Below are 20,898 nucleotides of genomic sequence, written 5' to 3' on the forward strand. Positions count from 1 at the left end.
CTGAAAGAAGATGTGACGTTACTAAAAGAAGATGTAACATCGCTGAAAGAAGATGTTACGTTACTGAAAAAAGATGTTGGAGAGATCAAAACGGAATTGCGCTTTGTCTGGGAAGACATCAAGAAAATTGACAACCGTCTTACAGCCCAGGGCGAGGAACTCATCCATATTAAACGGCTGAAATAAGAAAATATGTGTGTTGGGGACCCCGAGCACAAGCCCGATTTTAACAGATATCACCCGTTCGGGTGATATCTGTTAAATCCATTTTAATATATAATCCAAACAAAGCTTTTTGAGATTGATCGAGAAATTCATCGACACCCATCGATTGTTTCGCTGAACTAATTCCCGCCAAAAACTCTTGGTAGGAGGGGGTTAACTGAATCATCGAGCGAAGCGAGTTCGCAAAGTAGTGCAAATTGTTTTCTGGAAGGTGGTGACACCCCTGGACATAAAAGGCTATCCAAGACCTGAAAAAGGAATTGACCCTGAGCATCCTCCAGTACTGGTCCAAGAGGATTTCCCAGGGGTAACTCTTCAAGAACTACTGGAGAGAAAGACTCTGGACCTGAGGAGTTTTCTGAAGATCGGAATTAAGGTCACTGCTTCTTTATCCCTCCTCCACGACAATAATCTGGTCTACAAAAATATCCACCCTGGCAGTATTATGGTAAGCTCAGACCTGGAAATGGTAAAACTTATGGACTTTAGTCTTGCTTCCTGTAGTTCCCCTTCACTCTACATTTCTCCGGAACAAACCGGTAGAATCAATCGCCAGATCGACTCTAGAACGGACCTTTACTCCCTGGGCATCCTCTTCTATCACCTGCTCAGCGGTCAACCTCCCTTTAATTCCGAAGATCCCCTGGAGATTGTTTACGCGCATTTGGCGAGAGAAGTGCCATCGTTACATCAGTTAAACCCTAATATTCCCGCAGTCTTATCCGATATCATCCAGAAACTCATGCGCAAAAAAATGGAAGATCGCTACCAAACGGCCTACGCTCTGCAAGGTGACCTTGAGACGTGTCAAAACCTTCTCTGTCTCCAAAACAATGCAGAACATATCAGACCGTTTGAAATCGCTCAAAACGACAAACCTAAAAACTTTGAGATACCTAACCAACTTTATGGCCGGGAAAAGGAGTTTGAGACACTTGAGCAGGTGTATCAGCGAGTCAAGGACGGCAGTCGGGAAATACTCTTTGTCTCGGGCTGCTCAGGCGTAGGGAAAACATCATTTGTGCAGGATTTTTCGAGATATATTAGGGAAAGGAACGGAACCTTTTCAACTGGTAAATTCGATCAGTACAAAAACAACGTTCCCTACACAGCCTTTATCCAAGCCTTCCAAACTATTCTGAAGGGTCTACTGTCAGAAAGTGAATCAGTCGTTGTTCGGTGGAAAGAGAAAATGCTTAATGCCCTTCAACCCAATGCCCAGCTTCTAGTCGATATTATCCCGGAGTTAGAATTGATCATCGGGTCGCAGCCACCTGTCCCCCATCTGGCCCCCACAGAGGCCCAAAATAGGTTTGATTTGGTCTTCTTAAGATTTATCCAACAGTTTGCTTCCAGCGAAAAACCTCTCGTGTTTTTCTTGGACGACTTACAATGGGCGGATCTATCCAGCGTAAGACTTATAGAACAGCTCGTCTTTGACGGGGACAAGCAGTATATCATGATCATTGGAGCCTACAGGGATAATGAGATTGATGCGACCCACCCCATTCAGCTTCTCTTCTATAAACTGAAAAAAGCAGGCCTGGACGCTCCCATCGTTAGCTTGAACCCCCTTGAACTAACTCATATCAATCTACTCCTCTCTAACACGTTGAATTGTCCTCCTCGGGAATCACTGCCCTTAGCTCAGGTTTGTCTCGAGAAGACGAAAGGTAATCCCTTTTTTCTCATTCAGTTTTTATACATGCTTAAGGAGGAAGGACTCCTTCGCTTGGAGACTAGACATCAAAAGTGGGGTTGGGATCTCCCGATGATTTTAAGTCAAAACGTCACTGAAAACGTTATTGACTTGATGATCGCCAAGATCGGCAAACTTCCGCTCCCAACCGTTGAAATCCTAACGCTCGCAGCCTGCATCGGCAATAACTTTGAGGCCTGTACACTTGAGATCGTTTCTGAAACAAACGTTAGGGTCAGCGAGGAAATTCTAGCCGATCTAGTCGATAGAGGGCTGATTATGCAAAACAACGATCAGTACAATTTTTTGCACGACCGGGTTCAGCAGGCCGCTTATAGTCTTCTCGATGAAGCAACAAAACTCACAACTCATTATAAAATTGGCAAGCTATTTTATGAAAAGTGGGCAGGGCAGGAACAGGAAAAGAGACTCTTTGAAATCACAGATCATTTAAACCTCGCCATAAACTTAATCAAAGATTCAAGTGAACGTTACATGCTGGCCGATTTAAACCTGCGAGCAGGAAAAAAGGCTAAAGGCTCATCGGCCTATGAAAGGGCCTTCGAGTATTTCAGCTTGGGGAAAAGCTTGTGCGAGGAAGGGGCTTGGCTAACTCAGTATCAGCTCAGGTTAGAATTACATATTGAACTTGCTGAAATGGCGTATGTCTGTACAAAATTCGAGCGGATGGAACAGGTAGCGGCTGAAACTCTGCTCCATTGCCCAGACGTCCTCGATCAAGCGAGAATCTATGAAATCATGATTGCTACCTATACAGCGCAAAATGAGTTGGAAAAAGTCTTGGCTGTCTCGCAAACCATTCTGGAACTTCTGGGAGTTCGATTTCCCAAGCAACCACGTTTATGGCAGGTAGCCCTCGAGTATCTGAAAACCAGCTGGGCGTTGCAAGGGAAGCAGATAGAAGACTTGCTGAATTTACCACTGATGACGGATGAAAAGTATATTACCATTATGCGGATCCTCAACAGCACAGGGATAGGCAGCTATTCCGCTTCCTACAACACCATTATCCTGATTGTTTTAAAAGCCCTTCGTATTTCTTTAAAATATGGTATCACGGCAGAAACCATTGTGGCCTATTCCGGTTACGGCTATATTATCAACATGCTCTTAAATAAGGCGGAAAAGGGGTATGAGTTCGGACAACTGGCCCTCAAGCTTCAGGATAAGCTGGGGGTCAAAAGGTTTGACAGCAAGATTCGTATGATGTTTAACATGATGATTAGACATGGCAAAGACCCTTTAAGAAAGACGTTAACGGATTTCCCCGAGACTTACCTAAGCGGGTTTGCCTCGGGAGACTTGCTGTCTGCTGGACATTCCATCATGCAGTACTTTGTCTATTCGTATTTTTCCGGTAGGGAGCTTACCACGATAGAAAAAGAAATGGAGGAGCATCGGAATGCCATGTTAAAAACAGGGCATGAAACCTCCATCCGCCTGTGCGAGCTCTATCGGCAAACCTCTCTGAATTTTGCAGGGATAACCAAGGATCCCTGTGTCTTAATAGGAGACCATTTTGATGAGAGAACCCTGCTTCCTGTTTATACGAAGTCCAATGATCGGACCCTTGTCTTCAATATCTACTTTCACCGCCTGATTCAATATTTTTATTTCCATCAACCCGAGAAGGCTCTGGAAAACCTGCCGTATGTCGAAGACTACCTGGATGGTGTACTGGGAACGTTCTGTATGCCGTTGGTTCATTTTTATGGAACGTTAGTGCTGGCGGCCAACTTTGAAGGTCTGACTATCTATGAAAGGGGTCGCAGCAGGATAAAAATCAAGCAGAGTATCAGAACTTTAAAAAGATTATCCCAGTCCTCTCCCGAGAATATCCTCAACAAGTTGTATCTCCTGAAAGCCGAAAAGGCACGCCTGGATAGAGATCACTTCAACGCAGGGTCGTTTTATGACTTGGCCATCAAGTATGCGGGCACCAACCAATTTATCCAGGAGGAAGCGCTGGCCAATGAACTTGCTGCCAGCTTCTATCGATCAATAGGGAGAGACGAGACTGCGAAATTCTATTTACATCAAGCCCTGGCCTGCTATCAATTGTGGGGAGCGCAGGCTAAAGTTAAAGACTTGTCTAAGAGATATGCTAAGTTGTTAGAGAATGAACCTCATCGTCGACCATTGCCAGCTGATCTACCGGACATGGATCTGTCCACAATTATTAAGATCAGTCAAGCTATCTCCAGCGAAATAGTTCTTGAGGAACTCCTTAAGCTGCTCATCAAAATCATGCTCCAGAATTCCGGGGCCCGAACCGTGGTATTCATCATGAATTACGACCATAAATTAACCATTGAGGCGGAAGGAAATGCCGAGGACAACTCCATCAGACTGTTGCAGTCCCTTGATCTGGACCCAGAAAGCACAGATTTACCGATTAAGTTAATCAATTATGTGGTCAGAACGGGAGAAACCATGACCCTAGACGGTGACCAGCATGAGGCATCTGTTCTTTGTCTGCCGGTCATCATTAAAGGAAAAGTGATCGGCCTCTTTTATCTGGAGAATAAGCTGGCACCAGGTATCTTTACCAGGGAGCGTTTACACGTCTTACAGTTATTATCCTCCCAGATTGCGGTAGCTTTAGAAAACGCCAAACAGTATAAAAATTTGGAACGGACTATCGAAGAGCATACCAAAAAGCTCAGGGAAAAAAACCTGGCCCTCAGTGAGAGTAATCTTAAGCTGGAGGAAGCCAATCAGAACAAAACCCGCTTTGTCGCTAATGTCAGCCATGAAATCAGAACCCCTCTCCAAGGAATCATGGGCCTGACCAGCCTCCTGAAAAAAGATCGTCAGTACAATGGAGATTATGTGGGCCTGATTCAATCCTCCGCAGAATCCCTCCTGAGGATCATCAATGATATTCTGGACATCTCCAGAATGGAGTCCAATCGCTGGGTAATTGAGGAGAGAGCGTTCAACCTCAGAGGCCTCCTGGCGCCAATCGTGGCCAACTATGAGACCCAAGCGAGGGACAAGGGCCTGGACTTGATTTCGACGATTAGCCCAGATCTCCCGAAATACCTGATGGGAGACCCTCTAAGAATCAGCCAGATTTTAAACAATCTCCTCAACAATGCCCTTAAGTTTACCCATCATGGCCAGGTAGAATTTAGCGCGAGTGTTCAGGCAGAGGATGAGATGAGGGTAGACGTTCAATGGATCATTAAAGATACGGGAATCGGCATACCCCAAGCCAAGCTGCAGAGCATCTTCGCAAGCTTCTCCCAGGTGGATAACAGCATCAGCAAAAAATATGGGGGTACCGGACTGGGGCTAACCATTGTCAAGCGACTGGTCGAGCTAATGCAGGGGCACATCGAAGTGGAAAGTAAAGAAGAGCAGGGCAGTACCTTTCGCTGTCTCTTACCTCTGAGGAGGGCAACTCAGCAGGAGATCGCCGTGACCGAGGAGCGCTTCGACTTTGATGATCATGAGCAAGACGATTTGCAGTGCTTGAAAGTCATCGCAGCCGAAGACAATCTAGCGAATCAGATGTATATCAAGCACATCTTGGCCTATCATAATTGTGACGTCACCCTCGTCAACAACGGCTATGAACTGGTTCAAGCCCTGAAATTACAGGAGTACGACTGTATTTTGCTCGATAAGAATATGCCCATCATGGATGGCTTAGAGACAACCCGGGTCATTCGAGCCCTGGAAGCTAGTACGGGAAAGCATATCCCTATTATAGCCTTGACCGCTTCAGCCATTCTCGGAGATCGAGAAAAGCTTCTCGAACAAGGGATGGATTACTACCTGGACAAACCGATTCAAGAGAAAAAATTAATCAGCATCCTGCAGCAAATTCGTCGTTCCCTAGAATTTATGCAAGAGACACCTGAAAGGGAGACCCTTGAGCCAAGCAGGGAAGTGAAGGCTTCGCTAAAAGGTGACCGGCTGGTTGATATGAAAGTGCTCCGCCAAGAAGCTGAATTATTTGGCCGAGACGTGATGCTTTTCAATATTGAGGACTTTTTAAGAAATCACGAGACGTGGATGGACGACATCAGGACAGATCTGGAGGCCTGCGACCCTGATAAACTAGAAAAAAGCGCCCATCGACTGGTCAGCGCTTTATCCTGTCTATATGCTATGGAGGTTTTTAGGCTCGCCGGGGAGCTGGAACGAGAGGCTCAGAAGAGAGCTTGGCCAGAGGCTAAGCAGCATTACTTGGAACTGACGGATTTAATGGGACGATTAATAGGAGAACTTCAAATCATTAAGGCGGATTTGGGAAGCGATAACCTACGTTTCTAACCGTTTCAATAAGACCGGTACTTTGCCCCATTTCCTCGAGTTTCTTACGAATTCTCCGGATATGGACATCGACTGTCCGCGTTTCCAAAAAAACCTCTTCAGACCAAAGGGCATCTAATAGTTCGCTTCGAGTGAAAACTCTGCCAGGCTTTTTGGCCAAAAAACTCAGCAACTCAAACTCTTTAAAAGAAAGAGGTAGTGCTTGGCCCTTTAAAGTGACAGTACGAGAGTCCAGGTCAATTTCCAGACTTCCGAAGGAAAGCTTTGTAAAAGAGGATGATTCACTCTGGGCTGTCCTACGCAGAACAGCCTTGACTCGTGAAATAAGCTCGTGATAGCGGATCGGTTTGGAAATATAATCATCGGCACCTAATTCGAGGCCAATGACATTATCAATTTCGCTGGCTCGACTTGTCAGCATGAGCACGGGAATGGACCCGTAGATTCTATGGTTTCGTATTCTCTTGAGGGTTTCCAGGCCATCGATACCTGACAGCATGACATCTAAAATGACGAGGTTGATGCTCATGAATTCCAGCATACTTAAAGCTTCCTCGCCGGAATTCGCCTTATAGGCCTGATAACCGTTATTGACCAGGGCCGACTCTAAGAGCCTTAAGACGCTAGGGTCATCATCAACCATGAGAACCTTGATACTAGACATACTTTTATTTACCTCTTTTTGTTTTATGTAACATCATTGTAACATAAGTTCGATGGCTTGTTACCTTAGAATTGTAAAATATTATGTGAGTGTATTATAGATAGGAGTTGCAGGAAAAAGTCAATTTATGACGAATAATAGTGATAGAAGATGTTAGTACTATAACAGTTTGGAAAAAAACGGTATTATCAGAAAGTGTATAGGGGAGTTTAGATGATCGATATCCACAGCCACATCCTGCCCGGGCTGGACGACGGGTCAGATACTATGGAAGAAACACTGGGGATGGTCCGTCAGTTATATAAGGCAGGATTTAAGACGCTGATTGCCACCCCGCATGTCCTGGAGGGGAACGACTCTTTGAGCCCAGAGGAGATCCTAGCTGCAACAGACCAGGTATCTAAGCAAGTAGCTGAAGCAGGGATCCCAGTGGAAATCTTACCGGGCGCGGAGAACTATATCTTTCCCGATCTGGCCAAGTGGGTGCGCCAGGGTAAACTACTGACCCTGGGGAATACCGGCAAGTATCTCCTGGTAGAGTTGCCCATGCTGGAGATTCCCCAGTATACGGAGCAGGTCTTTTTTGAGCTCCAGGTCCTGGGGGTTACTCCGGTTCTAGCCCATCCGGAACGGAACAAGGGGTTGATCGACCAGCCGGCACGTTTACTTGAATGGGCAAAAAATGGAGTTCTCTTTCAGTTGAACTTCAGAAGTTTGAGTGGCAGATATGGCCCCCAGTCTCAGGAACTTGCTGAAATCATGCTCCGGAGTAATCTGATCCACTTTGTCGGATCCGATGCTCATCGTACATCTCAAAAGGATTCCACCTATCTGGAGGCACTTCAAAGTGTCGAGGAAGTCGTTGGTGAGGAACGGTTCCGAGAAGTGACGCTGATCAATCCTCAAACCATCATCGCCGGGAAGCCTCTGCCGGGTGAAAGGGAGTATATCCTCAATGGGCCTATTAAAAAGAAGAGAATGAATAGATTTTGGAGGTTTTATAAACGATTGAGGGGGAAAGAAGAGGATTAGTGTGCGAAACAACTTGTATTTTAACGAATAATCATTAAATTACGTGATCCTGTAAGAAATATGGATACTTCTTGAGGAGGACTTTGAGTCATCATTCACGAAAATACTTATAAGTATAAGTACATTTGTCCTAGGACTGTGGACCTATAGGAATAGGAGCAGAGTCGGGATTTTTAACCTCAAAGGGTTAAAAATCTTTGTATTTTATATCGAGGAGGGTCTCGAAGGACAGGGAGGTTAAATATAGTAAATAAAGGAAGGTCCCATCCATGATCTTAAACCGAAAATCGTTAGGCTTAATGTTAGTGGATTCTGTACTCATTAACCTGGCTGCGTTTGGCAGCTTTTATCTTCGCTTTGAAGGAGACATTCCACAGGAATATTTCCTGACTTATTATCATACCGCTTGGGCTGGCACACTCATCTACCTACTCGTCTTTTCTTTATTCGGTCTGTATAATCGGCTTTGGCAGTATGCCAGTATCAGTGAACTCACGTCAATTCTCTATGCGGTCACGGTCGGAACGAGTAGTGTCGTACTCGTTATTTATTTCTTAGCCCCCATGCGCTATCCGAATACGGTAGCCGTACTCTTATGGTTGACCTCCACGTTTTTAATCGGGGGCTCTCGTTTCCTAGGGCGGATCTTGCAAGACGGGGTTTTTAACCTTCGCATTCCGGGAATACCGAAGCGAGTCCTGATTATCGGGGCAGGAGATGCCGGGGCCTTAGCGGTCCGAGAACTGAAAAACAGCAATTATCGAGAAGGTTATCCCGTAGGGATTATTGATGACGCTGCACAAAAGCAAAAGCTCAAATTGATGGGGATTCCCGTCTTGGGAACCAGGAAGGATATCCCGGGAGTTATAAGATCACACAAGGCGGAAGAAGTCATTATCGCGATGCCTTCGGCACCGGGGAATGTTATTCGGGATATCACCGAGCTTTGTGAAAAAAGTGGGGTTATCATTAAGATCATTCCGGGTATTTATAACTATTTGAGCGGACAAGTAGATGCCTTGAAAATCCGTGAAGTGCAGATTGAAGATTTATTGGGAAGGGACCAGGTGAAGCTTGATATCGAGCAAGTCGCGGGCTATCTAGCCGGGGAAACCGTCTTAGTCACAGGAGCCGGTGGATCGATTGGCTCAGAGCTCTGTCGGCAAATCTGTAGATTTAACCCGGAAAAGCTGATCCTGGTCGGGCGTGGTGAGAATAGTATTTTTGATATCGAGCAAGAAGTGCGCTCTGACTGTCCCGGAATTAATCTTGTCACCGAGATCTTGGATGTGAAAGATCGTGAAAAGGTCGAATTAGTGTTCAGAAAGTTCAAACCCGGAGTTGTCTTTCATGCTGCTGCTCATAAACATGTTCCACTGATGGAGCACAACCCTGAGGAAGCTTTGAAGAACAATATCTTAGGAACCTATAATGTGGCCGAGATCTCGGACTTGACCCAGGTCAAAACCTTTGTGCTGATTTCCACGGATAAGGCCATTAATCCGACGAGTATTATGGGGGCCACGAAACGAGTGGCCGAGATGATCATTCAAAGTTTAGATCGCCGCTCCCAGACGCGTAACGTCGCTGTTCGTTTTGGCAATGTCCTAGGGAGTCGAGGGAGCGTCATTCCGACCTTCAAGAAACAGATTGCCAAGGGGGGGCCGGTGACTGTGACTCATCCGGAGATGGTGAGGTACTTTATGACGATACCGGAGGCAGCGCAGCTTGTGATCCAGGCGGGGGCGATGGCTCGGGGTGGGGAAGTTTTTATTTTGGATATGGGGAAGCCGGTTAGGATTGTGGATTTGGCGAGGGATTTGGTTCGCTTGTCCGGGTTTGACGTGGATGTGGATATTAAGATTGAGTTTACGGGGATAAGGCCTGGAGAGAAGTTGTACGAGGAATTGCTCACGGCGGATGAGGGGACGACGAGTACAAAGCACCATAGGATCTTTGTGGCGAAGGCGAGTGGGGTGGATGTAGCGGGGATTGAGGGATTGGTGCAGATGATACGCGAGAGGGGATCGTACTTGGCGAGAGAAGAGATTGTTGAGGAGTTGGGAAGGGTTGTGGTGGGGTTTCAGCAGCTTCCGGGGGAGAAGGGGATGGAGCGGGTGTCTGCTAGGTAGGGGAGGATTATTCTAAGTCTTTAAGAACATATACGTATAGATGGGGTAAGTTTGGGGGGGATTATATGAAAAGATTCTCAGATATTCTTTTTGGCCTGATATTGTTCTGTATTATAAGTCCTTTGTTACTTGTAATCAGCTTAGCTATAAAAGTTGATTCTAAAGGTCCAGCCTTATTTAGCCAAAGAAGAATCGGAAGAAATAACAAAGAGTTTGTTCTATACAAGTTTCGAACCATGCGAACTGAGGCTCCCAATGTGGCGACTCATTTACTAAACGATCCTCAGAGCTATATTACGCCTTTTGGGAAGTTCTTAAGAAAGAGTAGTTTAGATGAGCTGCCTCAATTGTTTAATATTATTAAAGGGGATATGACATTTTTTGGACCACGGCCAGCCTTATTTAATCAGTATGACTTGATAGATTTAAGAACAAGATGTGGGGTGCACACGTTAAGGCCCGGTGTTTCGGGATGGGCCCAGGTAAACGGAAGGGACTGTCTGGAAATAAGTCAGAAAGTTGAGTTTGATTTTTATTACTTAGAACATCATAATTTAGCCCTTGATATTAAGATATTATTCTTTACTGTTTTAAAGGTTCTTAAGGCCGATGGGGTTCGAGAAGGGGCCCGTAATCCAAATATCATTGAGAAGAGAGAAAGTGCAATGTAAGAGGTAATAGGTTAAGGCGGTGAAGAGTATTGGCTGAACTTATTATTATAGGAATGGGCGGACACAGTAAGGTTGTGACGGACATTGCTAGGTTAAATGGGTATAGGATTTTGGGATACCTCGATGATAAGGAGCCGGTAGGAGAAGAGCGTGGATTGTATCTTGGCAGGATTGAGACATTGCCGACTTGGGTTAGGGATGGTGTTGGTTTTGTTATTGCTATTGGAAATAATTTGGTGAGGAAAGCGATTGTTGAGAAGTACGAGGGGTTGGAATTGGATTATGTGAGATTAGTTCATCCGGCTGCTATTATAGGGAGTAAGGTGGAGATACTGAGAGGTAGCGTTGTGATGCCGGGGGTTATTATTAATGCTGACGCTAGGATAGGACGGCATGTGATAGTGAATACTGCTGCTGTGATTGATCATGATTGTAAGGTTGGAGATTTTGCTCACATTGCGCAGGGAGCGGTTTTGGCTGGCGGGGTCGTGGTGGAGAGTTATGCGGTTGTGGAGGTTGGGGTGAGGGTTGGGCGGGGGTGTGTGGTTGGAGGGGTGAACACTTTATTACCCAGCCGTGTTAGAAAGCTTTCTCAAGTCTTTTTATAGGCTTGAGTTTTATTTAGTAAAGAAAGGGCAATTCGTACAGTCCCTTGATATCGCCAAAGGGGGAGGACTGACCGTATTTAAGTAGTGCTTGTATAAGAGCTACAGAGAAGTAAGTGAAGACAGCAAACAATAATGGGTAATGAGGGGCTTTTGATGGACAAGAAGATCATATTATATATAAACACAATAAAATATCTCAAGCCATCACAGATTTTTTATAGAGTGACAAATAGAGTAAAGAGAGAACTGTATAAAAGAAAATTACTAAAAGTGCATATTTCTAATAACATGAAAGTCAAAGTGGATTTTGGATATTTTATTCCAGAACTGGATTTTGATATGGAATACCTAGATAGATTTAATACCAAAGAACTGCTTAATGACGAGTTTAAATTCATCAATATAAAAAACAAAGTAGAGTTATCAAAAGCTTGGAATAACAAAGAGTTACAACATTTATGGAGATATAACTTACACTATTTTGAGTACTTGTTCAAATTGGCTTTTGAGTATTCCAAGGAAGATGAATTAGACTGTTACTATGAAAAATATAAATTTTTAATTAGAAATTGGATAGAGAACAACCCTTTTCCTGATGGAGATGGGTGGCATCCGTACACAATATCTTTAAGACTTACAACATGGATAGCTACCTACCAAATATTTAAAAACAAAGTCATTTCAGATGATAATTTCAACAGCATGTTAAAGAAATCAATGTATCTGCAATACCAGTATTTGCAGAACAACCTTGAAAAAGATGTTCTAGGAAACCATTATTTTGAGAATATAAAAGCATTAATCATTGGGAGCATTTTCTTTGAAGAAGCAAAGGTAAAAAACAAGTTCATTAAAGAACTGTTAATACAGCTGGACGAACAGATTTTAGAGGATGGGATGCACTTCGAGTTAAGCCCGATGTATCACAAAATAGTTCTAGAAGACTTGATAAAGATCACAGTCTGGTTAAAACACGAACTTATTTATAATCAATTAATCGCATTTATCCAAAAGATGATTGATACAACATATAGCTTTGAAGAAGGCTTTGGAAAAACACCTGCATTTAACGATAGTGCAGATGGCATTAGTAAAAATTATAAGTGTCTTCTGAAAGTCTGTGAAATATATTTTGGATTAACACCAAAATTCAAAGAGAGTTATGAGCATAGCGGATTTTATGTTGTCAAGAATGCAGCCTTTAAATTGATATTGGACAATGGAGACATCTGTCCATCTTTTCTACCTGCTCATGGCCATTGTGATGCTTTAAGCTTCGAACTTTCTATAGAAAATTCACCAGTGCTTGTCAATTCTGGCACATATAAATATGAAAGTGGAAAGTGGAGGAATTACTTTAGAAGTACCATGGCCCATAATACCATTGCAGTATCAAACCAAGATCAATCCCAGTATTGGGGAAGTTTTAGGATTGCTAAAAGAATAACAAGGACAAAAAGAAAAGAATTCATTCATAACAATATTAAGTTCTATTCGGGAGCCTATACTTCTTATCATGGAGTAGATCATAAAAGATATATTGGAATCATTGATGATGATAAAATCCTAGTCTTGGACAAGATAAGATCCGAGTTGAACGGTAATATCATGAGCTATGTTCACTTTGTTCCTGGTGCAAAGATAGATGTCCAAAAAAAGGCAATCGGAGTTTTGGTAGGAAATAAACCTATACAAATAACAGCAATAGGAACAAAGAATGTTGACATTGAAAAAGGATGGTATTCGGAAAGATTCAACGTAAAAGAAGAGAATCGCCACCTAATTCTTAAAAGGAAAAACACCTCAAATTTTTTTGGGTACTTAATAGATTTGAGCAATAATAATATCGAAATTATTGAGTCTGAACATGAAATTAAAATAATCAGTAATCAAGAGCTAATAATTAATCTTGAAGAGCTGGGAGATATGCTGTGAAGATAGTAGTAATATGCCATTACTTTCCTCCGGAAATTGGAGCACCTTCAGCTCGAATATATGAAATGTCTAAACACTGGGTTGAACTTGGTAACGAAGTACATGTTGTGACTTGCTTTCCAAATCATCCCACAGGCATTATCCCTAATGAATATAAGGGTATGTGGTACAAGCATGAGGTGATGGATGGTATCCACGTACATCGGAACTATGTTTATGCGACACCTAATAAAGGATTTGTTAAGAAGACACTGGGGCATATTTCTTTTATGCTTTCATCCGTTTTAATCTCCATGAAAAAAATTAAAAAACCTGACGTAATTATAACGAGTTCCCCTACATTCTTTTCTATTATGTCTGGATATTGGTACAGCTTAAGGAAAAAAGCAACCTTTGTTCTAGAAATCCGTGATCTATGGCCAGCAGCAATGATTGAACTGGGTGTTATGAAAAAAGGAACTATAACAAATGTATTAGAAAAGATGGAGCTGTTCTTCTATAGAAAAAGTAAGATTTTAATCATGGTCACTAAGTCGTTTAAGGATAACGTTGTTGAAAGAGGGATCGACAAAGAAAAGGTTTATGTGATAACTAATGGCGTTAATCTGGACTTGTTTTATCCGAGAGAGAAAAATATAGCCCTCCAAAATAAATATAATATAGAAGACAAGTTTGTTATATCTTATGTTGGTGCTCATGGTATCTCGCAAAACTTAAAAACGATATTGGAAGTTGCTAAGAGTTTAGAAGAAGTGAAAGATATCGAATTCTTATTTATTGGGGAAGGCGCAGAAAAAGGTCAATTAAAGAAAATTGTCAATGAAAAGAAAATAACTAATGTGCAGTTTATTAATGCGCAACCTAAAGAGATGATTCCTGAATTCTACAATGCATCCGATATCTGCTTAATCCCACTTAAGAATATTGAGCTATTTAAAACCTTCATACCGTCAAAAATGTTTGAAATAATGGCATGTGGTGTTCCCATAATAGCTAGTGTAGAGGGAGAGACAGCTGATATTTTGAAAGAATCGAAAGCTGCTACTGTCGTTAAACCAGACAATCCTATAGAAATCAGACAAGCAATTCTTGATTTAAAGCGGGATAAGACTTTATATAATGAGATGAAACTATGTGGCCCAGCTTATGTTGAAAAGCATTATTCTAGAAAGACGCTAGCGGAGAGATATCTAGAAATAATACGTGACGCTTAGAGGGAGATTCGTATGATTTTATTAACTGGAGCAACAGGGTTTTTAGGAGAGTTTGTTCTAAACGAATTGATAAATAGAGGTCATGATGTCACTTGCTTTGTTAGAAAAACGAGCAATCTTAATACCTTCAATAATTTGAATGTTAAGTATGTTTACGGGGAACTGGATGATTATCAATCGATTTGTAAGGCATTAAGTGGAAAGGAAGTCCTTATTAACATTGCTTCTCTTGGGTTTGGACATGCACCGAATATTATTAATGCATGTAAAGAGATGAATGTAAAACGTGCTATTTTTGTAAGCACTACAGGAGTATTTACAAAGCTTAATCCTGATAGTAAAGGCATTAGACTTGAAGCAGAAAGACTTATTAAAGAAAGCGGCTTGGATTATACGATAATCAGACCAACAATGATCTATGGAACTCCTAAAGACCGCAACATGTGGAGACTTGTAAAATATCTAAAGAGATTAAGAGTTTTACCCATACTAGGTGACGGAACATATTTGCAGCAACCTGTGTTTGTAAAAGACTTAGCAACAGCGATAGTAAGCTCTTATGAAACGTCTGTCAGTATTAAGAAGGCCTATAATATTTCTGGAGCAAAACCTCTTACCTATAATGAAATTGTTAATACAACAGGCAGAGCTCTAGGGAAGAACGTAATTAGAATTCACATTCCTATGAAACTAAGCTATGAACTGTTGAATATGTATGAGAAAGTGTCAAAGAAACCGAAATTGAAGGCAGAACAAGTACTTAGACTTAATGAAAACAAAGACTTTTCTCATGAAGAAGCTACTAAGGATTTTGGATACAGGCCATTAAGCTTTGAAGAGGGAATAAAACTAGAAATTAATTGGTAATTATCAAAGTCTTTAGAAAGTAGGTATTCCCATGATTAATGTAATCGGGCTTGGCTATATTGGCTTGCCAACAGCTCTAATGTTCGCATCCCATGGAGTGGATGTAGTAGGAACAGATTATGATAAGGAGTTAGTAGCTACATTAAAGTCAGGCAAAACTACCTTTGAAGAAGAAGGCCTCGACAGCCTTTTTAATGAAGCTTTAGAAAAAGGAATTGAGTTTTCAACTGAATATATAGAAGCTGATGTGTATATCATAGCAGTACCCACTCCTTATGATAAATTCAGTAAGAAGATTGACCCAAGCTATGTATTTGCTTCAGTTAAAAGTATAATGGAAGTGTGCCCCAAAGGAGCAACTGTAGTAATAGAATCTACTATATCTCCTGGAACAATCGATAAGTTCGTACGCCCGGTTGTCGAAGAGCGTGGCTTTACAATCGGACAAGACATCAATTTAGTCCATGCTCCTGAAAGAATTATACCGGGAGATATGGTTTATGAGTTGAAAAACAACTCGCGTACCATCGGAGCTGATGATAAGGCAGTGGGGGAGAAGATTAAAGCACTCTACGGTTCATTCTGTCAAGGTGATATCGCGGTAACTGATATCAGAACGGCTGAGATGACTAAGGTTGTTGAAAATACATTTAGAGATATCAATATAGCATTTGCTAATGAGTTGACAAAAATCTGCCGTTTAGATGATATGGATGTATATGAAATAATCAGGATTGCAAATATGCACCCTCGGGTAAACATCCTTCAGCCGGGACCGGGTGTTGGTGGCCATTGTATCTCTGTTGACCCATGGTTTTTAGTTGGAGATTATCCGGGACTTGCTAATATCATCTTAGCAGCAAGGAAAATCAATGATTCTATGCCGGAATTCGTGCTGGAAAGAGTTCACGACATAATGAAAGAAAAGGGAATGACTGACTTAACAAGAGTAGGTCTTTATGGCTTGACTTATAAAGAAGATGTTGAAGATGTAAGAGAAAGTCCGACATTACAGTTAATAGATAGCATGGAAAGACATCTTGCTCCAGGGCTGAAGGTTTATGATCCATTCGTTAAGAGAGAATTAGTTGAGAACCAGTACTATGATTTAGATAAGTTTTTGGCTGATGTTGATTTGGTTGTGATTATGGTAGCTCATAATGAAATTAAAGAACAGATGGACAAGCTAAAAGGCAAAGTGGTACTGGACACTAAGAATATCTGCGGTATTGATGACGCTTATAAAATTTAAGAAGTACAGAGCAATCCATTCAGACTGGTATTGAGAATAAATCGCAAGAACGAGGATGGTACTACATGAAGCAATTATTTCTAATGATTAACGACGGCTCGGTGAAATTAATTGACACGCCATTACCGACTGTAAAGGATAATTACGTACTGGTTGAAACACTCTATTCAGTTGTTAGTGCCGGAACAGAGAGAGGACTTACCTCATTCGGCGGGAAGAATCTAATTCAAAAAGCCCTGGAAAGACCGGATCAGGTCAAAAAAGTCTTGGAAAAAATGTCTACAGATGGTGTTGTAACCACTATCGAGAGTGCTTTTACTCGTTTAAATGAGCCAATGCCTATGGGTTACTCAGCAGTAGGTAAGGTTGTTGAATGTGGTCGAGGAGTAACTGAAGTTGATAAAGGTGACATGGTTGCTATAGCTGGACAGGCATACCATAGCGAAGTAAACCGTGTAAATAAAAATCTAATTGCAAGAATCCCAAATGAACTAACAGACTATCGCCAAGGCTCATTGTGTGCTTTGGGTGGAATTGCTTTGCAGGGGATCCATCAAGCCCAGGTAGTTTCCGGTGAAACTGTAGCGGTAATCGGTCTGGGACTTTTAGGTCATGTAACAGCCCGTATCTTAAGTGCTTATGGTTGCGACGTAATTGGCTACGACATTAAAGATAAATCACTACCAGGAACTAGGCTCAAGGCTTTTGTTTCCTCAAATGATGAGAACGCTGCGGACATCACCAAATCTCTTACTAAAGGTAGAGGTGTTGATAAGGTTATCATAACAGCTGCAGCAAATAGTAATGATCCTATGGATTTGGCTGCTGCTATAGCTCGTGACCGTGGGATCATCTGTATGATAGGTGTTACGAAAATGGACATTGACCGCCGTCCTTACTATGAAAAAGAGTTGACATTTACAATCGCCCGTTCCTATGGTCCTGGACGTTATGACGCGAATTACGAAGAAAAAGGTATCGATTACCCAATAGGTCATGTGCGCTTTACTGAAGGGAGAAACATAGAAGAATTCATTCGTCTCATAACAGAAAAACGTTCTGATTTTGCAGATTTGATTACCCACGAGATCGACTTCGAAAAAGCAGATATAGCCTATGAAATGATTACTACTAACAAGAATAACGAGAAATATATTGGCATTTTATTAAAGTATCCTGCCAATGAAACCAAGTGGGCGAATGTTATCTATAACAACAAAGCTAAGACTACAGTGGACAAAAAGCAAGTATCCGTCGGATTAATTGGTGCAGGTAATTTTGCCAAGAACACCCTGCTTCCTATTATGAAAGATACGGGATTATACCAGTTTAAAGCTTTGGCTACAACCGGAGGTATTGGCGCGGCGCAAGCGAAAGATGTGTTCCCATTTGATTATGTTACCAATGATTATACAAAACTGCTTGAGGATAAGGATATTAATTTAATCGTTATTTCCACTCAACATAATAGCCATGCTAACTTTGTGGTTAAAGCATTAGAGGCAGGTAAGAGTGTATACTGCGAAAAGCCATTATGTTTAACGATTGAAGAACTTGATAAGATCGAGGTAGCCTACAGAGAATCTAAAGGAGAACTCTTCTGTGGTATGAATCGTCGCCATGCGCCGCTTGTACAGCAGATTAAGAAGAACTTGTCAACGGATAAGATTCCTGCTGTATACGACTATATTGGAAATGCTGGGTATATTCCTGAAGACCATTGGACGCAGGACGAAAAAAATGGTGGCGGTAGAATAATCGGCGAGGCATGTCACTTTGTGGATGTGATACAATACTTAGATGGTAGTGAGCTTCTTTCTCTCAACGTAACATTTGCGCAGAATGACGCTTATCCGAAGAAGGATAACTGTTTGATTACCCTTCGCTTTAAGTCGGGTGCAGTGGGCAATGTTATTTATACTTCGATGGGTTCAAAGAAATATCCGAAAGAGCAGCTTAGGGTTTTTTCAAATGGTGTAGTTTGCGAGATGGATAATTATATTAAGATGAATCAGTATGGTAGCATTAAGAGGACGACTATGAAGTTGAGGCAGGATAAGGGTATAAGGAATGAGTATGAGTTGATCTATAAGGTGCTGAAGGGTGAGGCTAAGAATACGGTGATTGAGGATGCTTTTGTTAATCATAGGATGCTGATAGAGGGGATGAGATAAATTGAATGTGGTAAAAAGAGAGGTGGAAGGGATCTGAAGAAGAATGTTTGCATAATTGGTCCTTTGCCGCCACCTATAAATGGAAATACAAAAGCTCTGGATACGATTTTAAGGTCAGAGCAATGCAACGAGATATTAAATATTCGAACAGTCAATTTATCTGGATCACGAGTGGGTATGAGCGGGAAATTCACATTTCAAAAAGTTAAGATGGTTATTGGGGCATTAAAAAATCTAAAGCTCATTCAGCAAAGAGATGTGATTGATACGTACTATCTGACTATAGCTCAGTCAACATTTGGGGGTCTAAGAGACATTGCGTTACTACATCAAATATATAAGAAAAGAGATAATGCAAAAATTGTCTTGCATTTGCACGGTGGAGGGTTCCTGAATTTTTATAAAAAGTCTAGTCCACTCATTAAGAGATTGTTAAAAAAATATTATTCTAAAGCCGATATCATGATAGTATTAAGCCAAAGTTTAAGGTCGATGTTTAATGGGATCATAGATGATAATAGAATAAGAGTTGTAGAAAATTGTGTTGATAATGATTTTATATTATTAGACAATATTATTGAAAATAAGTTAGAAAGCATCATGAGTAAGAACTCTTTGAAAATTGTATATTTATCCAATATGATTAAAACTAAAGGATATCTTGATGTATTATATTCAGCTAAAATACTATTCGAAAGGAAAATAAAATGCAAGGTTGTTTTTGCGGGAGATTTCGTCAACCAATATCAAGAGGAAGAATTCTTCGAATATGTTAAAGATAATAACCTATATGCTTATGTAGAACACTTAGGTGTTATTAGTGGCGAAAATAAGAAAAGATTGTTAATGGATGGGGATATTTTTATTTTACCAACATACTATCCGCAGGAGGGACAACCTATTTCAGTATTAGAAGCCATGTCTGCTGGAATGGCTATTATAACAACACGGCACGGGGGAATACCTGATGTAATCGCAGAAGAGATGAATGGTGTATTTGTTAAAGCGCAAGATATACACAATATTTCTGACTCAATTATTGAACTTGTAAATCATCCCGAGAGGATTGTTGAAATGGGAAGAAACAACCGAAAAGCTGTCATGGAAAATCATCTTGAAGTTCATTATATTAATAAATTAATTAAAATATTAAATAGTTGTTAAGGCGGTTGCGGTATGATTAAAAATAATGTGAATAATTTCAAAAAAATACCTAGATGGTTAATATGCAAAGTTATCAAATTGATTGGAAGTTTTAATCATGCTCTTTACATGAATTTATACATTAAATATTTAATAAAGCAAGGAATGGACATTAAAGGAAATCCAATATATATTGGGACAACGACATCTTTTGATGGGAAAGATTATTCAAAAATACATATTGGAGATAGAACAGTTATTTCAAGTGATGTTCGGTTTCTAACACATGATTATTCATTATCAAGAGCAGTCGAGGCGACAGGCCGTAAACTTCAAAAAGAAATTTTTTTAGTAAAAGATATTTATGTTGGTCAGAACTGCTTTATTGGAACAAGATCAATTCTCATGCCAGGATGTAATTTAGGGGACAATGTAATAGTTGGGGCAGGATCAGTTGTAAGAGGTAAAATCCCAACTAATTCAATGGTTTTAGGTAATCCTGCAATAATTATTGGTAATACCGTACAATGGGCTGAAAAAAAAATGTCCTCGGATTATTCGTTCACTAATGATCGCTAACGCTGCATTAGTGCAAACATTGCAGGTAGTCGTAAATCAGACAATAGCCATATTGAGGACTTGATTGTTAAGGATGAAGATGCGTTATATTTTTCGATAGAGGGTACTGGATAATTAACAGTTTGATCATGCCATATAAGTATCCATAAGTACCCGTTGTCATTCGATTAAAAAATACCACCAGTGCTGAAGTCCTCCGAAAATGGTATTTTTCGAAGGAGCGGCACAAAGAAGATATCATTTTTCACTTGGGTAAAGGGAAAAATGGAACATGATTGAAGGCTCGTCGTAATCACGAAGGATACTAAAGCGGGTACAGCCACCCTTGACAAATAAAAACGTGTCTAGAGTTTCGCATGTTAAAGATCGGCTCAGCCACATCAAATTGGGTGAAATTA

13 protein-coding genes and 1 pseudogene are annotated in these 20,898 nt (G+C 41.2%); 13 read left to right on the forward strand and 1 reads right to left on the reverse strand.

What is annotated here, in order from left to right; all coding sequences use genetic code 11:
• A pseudogene (locus JL57_RS00005) lies at positions 1 to 186 on the forward strand (hydrolase); the annotation flags it as partial.
• A 229-nt stretch (positions 187 to 415) separates the two neighbouring features.
• A complete protein-coding gene (locus tag JL57_RS00015) occupies positions 416 to 6,229 on the forward strand; it encodes a hybrid sensor histidine kinase/response regulator (RefSeq protein WP_034140000.1) in 5,814 nt (1,937 codons plus the stop codon).
• On the opposite strand, the gene JL57_RS00020 is transcribed toward JL57_RS00015, so the two are convergent.
• Positions 6,192 to 6,893 (reverse strand): response regulator, encoded by a 702-nt coding sequence (locus JL57_RS00020; protein ID WP_034140001.1) that lies wholly within the window; start codon positions 6,891 to 6,893, stop codon positions 6,192 to 6,194. The two genes, JL57_RS00015 and JL57_RS00020, sit on opposite strands and share 38 nt — an antisense overlap.
• 213 nt (positions 6,894 to 7,106) lie before the next feature.
• Between JL57_RS00020 and JL57_RS00025 the strand changes: the two genes are divergently transcribed.
• From JL57_RS00025 to JL57_RS00075, 11 genes are all read left to right on the forward strand, one after another.
• Positions 7,107 to 7,925 (forward strand): tyrosine-protein phosphatase, encoded by an 819-nt coding sequence (locus JL57_RS00025; RefSeq protein WP_034140002.1) that lies wholly within the window; start codon positions 7,107 to 7,109, stop codon positions 7,923 to 7,925.
• Positions 7,926 to 8,194: 269 nt separating this feature from the next.
• A complete protein-coding gene (locus tag JL57_RS00030; protein WP_034140003.1) occupies positions 8,195 to 10,057 on the forward strand; it encodes a nucleoside-diphosphate sugar epimerase/dehydratase in 1,863 nt (620 codons plus the stop codon).
• A gap of 65 nt (positions 10,058 to 10,122) precedes the next feature.
• Positions 10,123 to 10,728 (forward strand): sugar transferase, encoded by a 606-nt coding sequence (locus JL57_RS00035; protein WP_034140004.1) that lies wholly within the window; start codon positions 10,123 to 10,125, stop codon positions 10,726 to 10,728.
• Positions 10,729 to 10,757: 29 nt separating this feature from the next.
• Complete coding sequence (locus JL57_RS00040; protein WP_291299517.1) at positions 10,758 to 11,336, forward strand: acetyltransferase; 579 nt, start codon at positions 10,758 to 10,760, stop codon at positions 11,334 to 11,336.
• A 153-nt stretch (positions 11,337 to 11,489) separates the two neighbouring features.
• Positions 11,490 to 13,271, forward strand: a complete 1,782-nt coding sequence (locus JL57_RS00045; RefSeq protein WP_034140005.1) for an alginate lyase family protein — start codon at positions 11,490 to 11,492, stop codon at positions 13,269 to 13,271.
• The gene (locus tag JL57_RS00050) at positions 13,268 to 14,485 is read left to right on the forward strand and encodes a glycosyltransferase family 4 protein (RefSeq protein ID WP_034140006.1); all 1,218 of its coding nucleotides are present in this window, start codon (positions 13,268 to 13,270) and stop codon (positions 14,483 to 14,485) included. Before JL57_RS00045 ends, JL57_RS00050 begins: the two co-directional genes overlap by 4 nt.
• Positions 14,486 to 14,497: 12 nt before the next feature.
• Positions 14,498 to 15,352 carry an NAD(P)-dependent oxidoreductase gene (locus JL57_RS00055; protein WP_034140007.1) on the forward strand — a complete coding sequence of 285 codons (855 nt, stop codon included), beginning with the start codon at positions 14,498 to 14,500 and terminating at the stop codon, positions 15,350 to 15,352.
• A 31-nt stretch (positions 15,353 to 15,383) separates the two neighbouring features.
• Positions 15,384 to 16,604 (forward strand): nucleotide sugar dehydrogenase, encoded by a 1,221-nt coding sequence (locus tag JL57_RS00060; protein ID WP_034140008.1) that lies wholly within the window; start codon positions 15,384 to 15,386, stop codon positions 16,602 to 16,604.
• Positions 16,605 to 16,669: 65 nt separating this feature from the next.
• Positions 16,670 to 18,778, forward strand: a complete 2,109-nt coding sequence (locus JL57_RS00065; protein ID WP_034140009.1) for a bi-domain-containing oxidoreductase — start codon at positions 16,670 to 16,672, stop codon at positions 18,776 to 18,778.
• A gap of 63 nt (positions 18,779 to 18,841) precedes the next feature.
• Positions 18,842 to 19,942, forward strand: coding sequence for a glycosyltransferase family 4 protein (locus JL57_RS00070; protein ID WP_034140010.1), 1,101 nt, complete (start codon positions 18,842 to 18,844; stop codon positions 19,940 to 19,942).
• A 12-nt stretch (positions 19,943 to 19,954) separates the two neighbouring features.
• Positions 19,955 to 20,500 carry a DapH/DapD/GlmU-related protein gene (locus JL57_RS00075; protein ID WP_291299518.1) on the forward strand — a complete coding sequence of 182 codons (546 nt, stop codon included), beginning with the start codon at positions 19,955 to 19,957 and terminating at the stop codon, positions 20,498 to 20,500.
• Positions 20,501 to 20,898 lie beyond the last annotated feature (398 nt).

Source organism: Desulfosporosinus sp. BICA1-9 (genome assembly GCF_000802135.1).

Excerpts from the sequence above, each read along its gene's own strand:
- JL57_RS00045 (WP_034140005.1), top strand. The coding sequence starts at position 11,490 with ATGGACAAGAAGATCATATTATATATAAACACAATAAAATATCTCAAG.
- JL57_RS00055 (WP_034140007.1), top strand. The coding sequence starts at position 14,498 with ATGATTTTATTAACTGGAGCAACAGGGTTTTTAGGAGAGTTTGTTCTA.
- JL57_RS00035 (WP_034140004.1), top strand. The coding sequence starts at position 10,123 with ATGAAAAGATTCTCAGATATTCTTTTTGGCCTGATATTGTTCTGTATT.
- JL57_RS00060 (WP_034140008.1), top strand. The coding sequence starts at position 15,384 with ATGATTAATGTAATCGGGCTTGGCTATATTGGCTTGCCAACAGCTCTA.
- JL57_RS00030 (WP_034140003.1), top strand. The coding sequence starts at position 8,195 with ATGATCTTAAACCGAAAATCGTTAGGCTTAATGTTAGTGGATTCTGTA.
- JL57_RS00065 (WP_034140009.1), top strand. The coding sequence starts at position 16,670 with ATGAAGCAATTATTTCTAATGATTAACGACGGCTCGGTGAAATTAATT.
- JL57_RS00075 (WP_291299518.1), top strand. The coding sequence starts at position 19,955 with ATGATTAAAAATAATGTGAATAATTTCAAAAAAATACCTAGATGGTTA.
- JL57_RS00025 (WP_034140002.1), top strand. The coding sequence starts at position 7,107 with ATGATCGATATCCACAGCCACATCCTGCCCGGGCTGGACGACGGGTCA.
- JL57_RS00020 (WP_034140001.1), bottom strand. The coding sequence starts at position 6,893 with ATGTCTAGTATCAAGGTTCTCATGGTTGATGATGACCCTAGCGTCTTA.